The 6,768-nt window shown below is 53.1% G+C and carries 7 protein-coding genes and 1 tRNA gene; all 8 read left to right on the forward strand.

Annotated elements, in window-relative coordinates; translation table 11 throughout:
* Window positions 1–42 precede the first annotated feature (42 nt).
* Window positions 43–140, forward strand: a tRNA-Gly gene (locus BP822_RS02590).
* 105 nt (window positions 141–245) lie between these two features.
* Complete coding sequence (locus BP822_RS02595; RefSeq protein ID WP_013718868.1) at window positions 246–965, forward strand: helix-turn-helix domain-containing protein; 720 nt, start codon at window positions 246–248, stop codon at window positions 963–965.
* A 6-nt stretch (window positions 966–971) separates the two neighbouring features.
* A complete protein-coding gene (locus tag BP822_RS02600) occupies window positions 972–2,009 on the forward strand; it encodes a hydroxymethylglutaryl-CoA synthase (protein ID WP_273277894.1) in 1,038 nt (345 codons plus the stop codon).
* Window positions 2,006–3,169 carry a thiolase domain-containing protein gene (locus BP822_RS02605; RefSeq protein WP_013718870.1) on the forward strand — a complete coding sequence of 388 codons (1,164 nt, stop codon included), beginning with the start codon at window positions 2,006–2,008 and terminating at the stop codon, window positions 3,167–3,169. Before BP822_RS02600 ends, BP822_RS02605 begins: the two co-directional genes overlap by 4 nt.
* A 2-nt stretch (window positions 3,170–3,171) precedes the next feature.
* Window positions 3,172–3,615 carry a Zn-ribbon domain-containing OB-fold protein gene (locus BP822_RS02610; protein ID WP_273270829.1) on the forward strand — a complete coding sequence of 148 codons (444 nt, stop codon included), beginning with the start codon at window positions 3,172–3,174 and terminating at the stop codon, window positions 3,613–3,615.
* Window positions 3,616–3,816: 201 nt separating this feature from the next.
* On the forward strand, window positions 3,817–4,857 hold the full coding sequence (locus tag BP822_RS02615; RefSeq protein WP_286877666.1) for a hypothetical protein: 1,041 nt from the start codon (window positions 3,817–3,819) through the stop codon (window positions 4,855–4,857).
* A 306-nt stretch (window positions 4,858–5,163) separates the two neighbouring features.
* Window positions 5,164–6,036 carry a hypothetical protein gene (locus BP822_RS02620; protein WP_048131901.1) on the forward strand — a complete coding sequence of 291 codons (873 nt, stop codon included), beginning with the start codon at window positions 5,164–5,166 and terminating at the stop codon, window positions 6,034–6,036.
* A gap of 46 nt (window positions 6,037–6,082) precedes the next feature.
* Window positions 6,083–6,768 (forward strand): DUF1616 domain-containing protein (locus BP822_RS02625; RefSeq protein ID WP_286877667.1); only part of this gene is annotated, 686 nt, incomplete at its 3' end.

Below are 6,768 nucleotides of genomic sequence, written 5' to 3' on the forward strand. Positions count from 1 at the left end.
GATCGAAACAGTTAAGTTCAAGTTGTGAGACTAGATGGGCGGGCGTCGATGGTCTAGTGGTTATGACTTGGGCCTTCCAGGCAGATCAATAGAATCTGCGAAGCAAGCCTACAACCCGGGTTCGAATCCCGGTCGACGCATTATTTGGCCTCATTCCTCTGGATTTGCCTATTCTGGTAGCCAATACGTTAAATGCCGAATATTTTTCGCTACATTTATATCCTAGTTTCACCAGTTAATATTTCATGAATTCTGGTGGGGAGATCTCCAATGCACGAGGATTGCTGGCAGAGAAGATTGCAGGCGAGATCACCTTATCCCAAAATCCTGGCGAGACATTGAGAAAGTGGCGGCGCAACTTCGGCATAACCCAGACCGACCTCTCCAATCATCTGAAAATATCTCCTTCGGTGATATCCGACTATGAGAGCGGCAGGAGGAAGTCCCCAGGCATAATGATAGTCAGCAAGATAATCGATGCCCTGCTCAGGCTGGATGAGAGCCGGGGCTGCAATGTCCTGCGCGCCTATGAGGATATGTGGGGAGATATCCTGGGGCTGGACTCCATCTGCAGCGTCTGCGAGTATCAAGAGCCCCTTCCTCTGAACGATATCGCCAAGAAGCTTGATGCTGAGGTCGTCTACGGCCGGACGGATATCACCATCTGGGGTTATACGCTGATAGACAGCCTGAAGGCCATTGTGGAGATGCTCCCCGACCAGTTCCAGAAGATCTATGGGCGGAGCACCGCCAGGGCTCTGATATTCACCGGCGTTCACACCGGCCGATCGAGCATGGTTGCGGTGAGGGTGAGCAATCTAAAACCAGGGGCAGTGGTCCTGCAAGGAATGGAGCCAGTAGATGTGGACCCCATTGCGGTCAGGATCGCAGAGGTTGAAAATATCCCTCTTTTGACGACACATTTTTCCGTGGATGAGATCACCAGTGCTCTGAGCAAAGGGTGAAATCCATTGGTCTCGGGAATTGTCAGCTATGGGGTCTATATTCCCCGATTCAGGATAAGGGCAGATGAGATAGCCAGGGTATGGGGGGGTGGTGATGACATCTCTTTAAGCCTGAGGGTCTTCGAGAAATCCGTGCCTGATCTTGATGAGGACGCAGTGACCATAGCGGTGGAGGCAGCAAGGAACGCTCTGGATCGCGCCGACGTTGATCCTAAGCGAATAGGAGCCATCTATACGGGCTCGGAGAGCCATCCATATGCGGTCAAGCCTACGGGGACCATCGTCGGCCAGGCGGTATGCACCTCATCCTCCTTCACCACTGCGGATTTTGAGTTCGCTTGCAAGGCGGGGACCGCGGCGATTCAGGCCTGCCTGGGCCTGGTAGGCTCCGATATGATCGATCTGGGTTTGGCCATCGGCGCAGACGTCAGCCAGGGAGCGCCAGGTGATATGCTGGAGTACACCGCAGCTGCCGGAGGAGCGGCTTATTTGATCGGAAAGAGGGATCTGGCGGCTCAGATCGAGGGCTTTTATTCCTTCACCACCGATACCCCGGACTTCTGGAGAAGAGAGGGGATGCCATACCCAGAGCATAGCGGCAGGTTCACAGGGGAGCCCGCCTATTTCAAGCATGTCACCAGCGCCGCCACTGGGTTGATGGAGAGGATGAAAACCAGGCCGGAGGACTACGACTATGCGGTCTTCCACCAGCCCAATGGCAAGTTCCCGGTGCGAGTGGCCAAGATGCTGGGCTTCTCCAAAAAGCAGATCGAGCCGGGGCTGGTCGTGCCCATGATAGGGAACACTTACTCTGCATCCTGCCTCATCGGCCTGGCCGCTACTCTGGACATCGCCCGGCCGGGTGAGAGGATCTTCGTCACCAGCTTTGGCTCCGGTGCGGGCAGCGATGCCTTCAGCATCAAAGTATTGGACAGAATTGAGGACATCCGCTGCAATGCTCCGAGCGTTCGCGACTATATCGGCGATGCTGAGTATCTTGATTATGCAATGTACGCCAAGCACAAGGGCAAGCTGAGAATATGAGGTCTGTATCTATTATTGGTGTAGGTTGCACCAAGTTCGGGGAGAGATGGGACTCTTCCCTGCGCGACATGATCGCCGAGGCAGGGGTCCTGGCGATTGAGGACGCAGAGATCACCGGTGAGCAGATAGACGCCCTCTATGTGGGCAACATGAGCGGCGGGCGGTTCATAGAGCAGGAGCATATCGGAGCCCTGATCGCCGACTGCGCCGGCCTGTCGCGACTGCATGTCCCCTCCACCCGGGTAGAGGCCGCCTGCGCCTCAGGAGGTCTGGCCCTCCGCCAGGCGGTCATGGCTGTGGCCAGCGGCTACTGCGATATCGTCATCGCCGCCGGGGTGGAGAAGATGACCGACGTCTCCTCAGGCACCGCCGCCGACGCCCTGGCAGCAGCAGCAGACAGGGAGTGGGAATGCTTCTTTGGCGCCACATTTCCAGCGCTCTATGCCATGATGGCCAAGATGCATATGCGCCGCTACGGCACAACCCACGACCAGATGGCCCAGGTGGCAGTGAAAAATCACCATCATGCCTGCATGAATCCCATCGCCCAGTATCAGATGGAGATCGGCATTGATGATGTGAACCGATCCTCTATGGTAGCCGATCCCCTGCATGTGCTGGACTGCTCTCCCATATCCGATGGCGCATCGGTGGTGGTTCTGGCTCCCACCGAGACCGCTCGCAGGTTCTCCGACACTCCTATCAAGATCGTGGGCTGCGCCCAGGCCAGCGATACCCTGGCCCTGCACGACCGCCGCGACCTGACCACCCTGGATGCCACCGTCCATGCTGGACGTTCTGCCTTCCGCCAGGCAGGGATCGAGCCCCGTCAGGTGGATGTGGCCGAGGTCCACGACTGCTTCACCATCGCTGAGATCCTGGCGATTGAAGATCTGGGATTTGTGGAGAAGGGGCATGGTGGCAGAGCAGCCGAGGAAGGGCTGACCGCACTGGATGGAGAGGTTGCGGTCAACACCTCTGGCGGGCTGAAGGCCTGCGGCCATCCGGTAGGGGCCACCGGGATCAAGCAGGCCTATGAGATCGCTCTGCAGCTGAGAGGAGAAGCAGGACGCCGCCAGGTCGATGAGGTGGAGATCGGCCTTGCCCATAATGTGGGTGGGTCAGGGGGAACTGCCTTGGTCCATATATTCACGAGGTAAAGATGACGACCCAAGCTCCCAGATTCTGGCGAAGCATACCTCAGAGATACAATCTCTTGGGAACGCACTGCAATAGATGCAACGAATACTTCTTTCCTCCCCGAAACCTCTGCCCTAACTGTCGCAGAGGCGCTCACTTGGAGAGCCATGCCTTCAAGGGAACGGGGACCATCATCACCTACACCACCATTCACAATGCCACCGATGACTTCGAGAGGCTCACCCCCTATAATCTGGCAATAATCCAGCTGGATGAGGGGCCCAAGATCACCGGCCAGATCGTATCCAGCCAAGAAGAGGTGAAGATCGGGATGAGGGTCCGGGCGGTCTTCAGAATCCTGGGAAAGGAGGGTGACAGGGGCATAATCTATTATGGCACGAAGTTCGCCCCATTGATTGAGCCGGGCTGCCAGGAGAGAGAGGAGAAGAGTAGCGACTCCGCCTGAGAATGGTCCGGTAGTATCTTCGGGCTTCCCCACCAGGAAGAAATCGTATTGGCCGAAGAAGCGATAGATGTCCTTTACTCCCAGCTTTTTTTGCAGATAATCAGAGGGAAGTGCATAAATACTTTATAAATGTTATTAGGAACTATGAGGATGATATCGCTTTTTCTATGCCTATTTATGCTTCTCATCAGTTCCTTGGGAATGAATTGCACTGCAACGAATGAATCCCAATTGGACAGAGCATCAGTGGGCACAGCATTAATGAGCAATGCGACAGCAGCCGCAGAGATAGGGGACTATGAACAGATAAACATCTCATCAGGGGAAAGACCTGAGAATGATGGAACCTTCTGGATCCTGGAGGGATACGATCGGATTCAATTGCCTAGAATTGGCCGCATCCTGCAAGAGAACCAGACCTCTCAGGACCTGCTATTGCCAGAGGAGTTTGCCGTCTATTCTCGGGGAATGCCATTGCAAGGGAGGATAGAATTCTCCAGAGAACAAGTCCCATTCCAGATCCCTTCCGAGCCGGGAATCAACGTCTGCATAGCTCCTCTCAGCCTGGCGGCATATCTGGCGGGAGACCTTGGCAACGCACAGTTATCTGAGGAAGCGATCTGCACAGAGGCCGTGGTAATGGATAGCGCGGAGAATGATAGCGCAGCGAAGAAGGCCAATCTATCTTTCAGCATCGCTTCAGATAGAACGGCCGAGAGGAGAAGCGGCTTTTATTCGCTATATGCTCTTGATGGAAATCGATCGTCTATTGCCCCCGCTCAGGCCTTCATCTTTACGGAAGGAGAGGCGGTCCTGCAAATGGAAGATAGCATCCCTTCAGAGAATGAATTCATTAAGATCAATCTGAGCACAGGGACTGAAGACAACCGGTCTAAGATATTCGCAGCAGCTATTATGCCGCGCAAAGAGTATGATAATGCCACAATGAGACTGGTCGCGAATGAATCAAAAACCTGGCCGGTTGTCGCTCTTTCCATAGGCAGCAGATCCACTGAGATCGAGGTCAATCCCGCCACTGCTCAAGACCAGCTTATGAGTATGATCTCCCTTCTGCCGGATAATGGCGCCATCAGCTTGCAGGAGGCCACTCTATCCGCAGTTGATCTCATCTTTCAGACGGATGGATCATGGGAAAAGGGGGAGTATGTGATCGTATGCGCCATCTATTCCCCGGAAGTTGGGCTGCAGGGTTTGAAGCAGAAAATTGTAGAGGTGATTTAATCCGCCAGCACCCTTGATTAGTATTTATAATAAGACGTTATAATTTTTTCTAAAATTTTTTGCTTTGGATATATTTTATATCAATTATATATATATATATTGAGGTAATTCCTATCTTTTTCAGAATGATGAATCAAATCATTCTGGGCAATTGTGGCGTGAGGTTTTTATCTGATATCAGATTCAATAGAATTGAGCATTAGAACAATCTCCAAAAGAATCAACTATAATCTTGAGGAGAAAAGCTGAATTAAATGATATGACTCAGGAATAGATCCCTGAATATCTCTAGAGGTGACCAAGCATATGTTAAGAGTTAAGAAGGCAATAGCCTGGATAATCAGCTTGAGCATTCTGAGACTGAAGGAAGGGAATATGGCAAAGAAACCAGAATGGATGAGGAATGCAGGCAGGGGCCTGGCTATCGCCATGGCGATCAATTTGATGCTGATCTTCATATTGATATCGCCAGGAATCTCATTTGAGCTGTCTGCTGACAGCGTTACCGCCGGAGACAATTTGATCATAACCGGGACGAGCGAGCCGAACAGCGAGAACACGTTCATCTCCAGCTTCACAATGAATCTGCCTGTGACCTCTGAGAAGTACAACTACGAGACCGAGATCAAAGTCCCCAATAAGCCAAACCGCTTTTCGGTTACGGCCAGAAACGTACAGAACCTCGATGCAGGGATGAAGATGGGAATCTGGATCACCAAAAGCTTTGAATCACACGATGGGGTGGTGCATCTCTCTGTAGCGGATATCCCCCCGGGAATGTACAGGCTCAAGGTATCCGGCAACGCTATGCCGGGAGCAAATGAGGTTCCCATAACCATTGAGGCCGAGACGGGGGTATTGGCCGACTCCAGTGGAAGCTACAAGCTGGTCATCGACACCACTGGCATACCGGAGAGCGATTACCTGATCGAGGGAGATGGCGATGCGAAGACCGTGCGCATAATGAGCAAAGAAGAAAACCGCTCATCTGCTTCAGATGTCAGTGTGGCTGAGAAAAAGGTAGCAACAGATAAGGATGAGAATGAAACAAAGCCCAGCGTAGCTGCCAGCGAATCCGCGGGGGAAGAATCGGTCAAAGAGGAGAAAGCCACCCCGCCAGCAGAATCCGGTGATACTAAGGATGTGATCTCCAAGCTGACAGAGTGGTTGGGGCTATAGGCAGCGAACTCGAGGGGAACTAAGGATGGAGAGGGATCTAGAGCAGATGCCAGCTGATCTCCTGGCAGCGGTGGTGCTTGCCCTGGCGGTTCTGCTCTTCACCCTCACCCCTTTGAGCAGCCTGTTCCTGCGAATCCCCATCGGCCTTTTGATGGTGCTCTTTGTGCCAGGGTATGTGCTCATAGCCGCCCTCTTTCCAAAAAAGGGAGACCTTGATGGGATTGAGAGGATAGCTCTTAGCTTCGGCTTGAGCATCGCCGTTGTCCCCCTGATCGGTCTGGGCCTCAACTACACCCCCTGGGGAATCAGGCTGATACCGGTTGTTTTATCCATTGTGGCCTTTACCCTGCTGATGGCTGCAGTTGCCTACTGGCGGCGGATCTCTCTTTCTCCAGAGGAGAGGTTCTCCCTTAATCTTCGCCAGTGGATAGGCTCATTGAAAGATGAGATCCGAGCAGAGGGAGAGAGGGGTTGGGTGGACAAGGCCTTAACCATAATTCTGATACTATCCATAATCGCTTCCATCGTCGCCCTTGTTTATGTGGTGGTCACTCCCAAGGAGGGAGAGAAGTTCACGGAGTTCTATATCCTGGGCCCAGGAGGGAAGGCCTATGACTATCCGACAGAGGTCAGAGCAGGAAACAACAGCACAGTTATCGTAGGGGTGGTCAACCATGAGTACAGGCTCACCAACTACACTATGGAGATTCTGCTGAACAATACCCCCGCAGT

The organism is Methanosaeta sp. UBA458 (genome assembly GCF_002496085.1).
In the GTDB taxonomy this organism is placed as follows: domain Archaea; phylum Halobacteriota; class Methanosarcinia; order Methanotrichales; family Methanotrichaceae; genus Methanothrix; species Methanothrix soehngenii.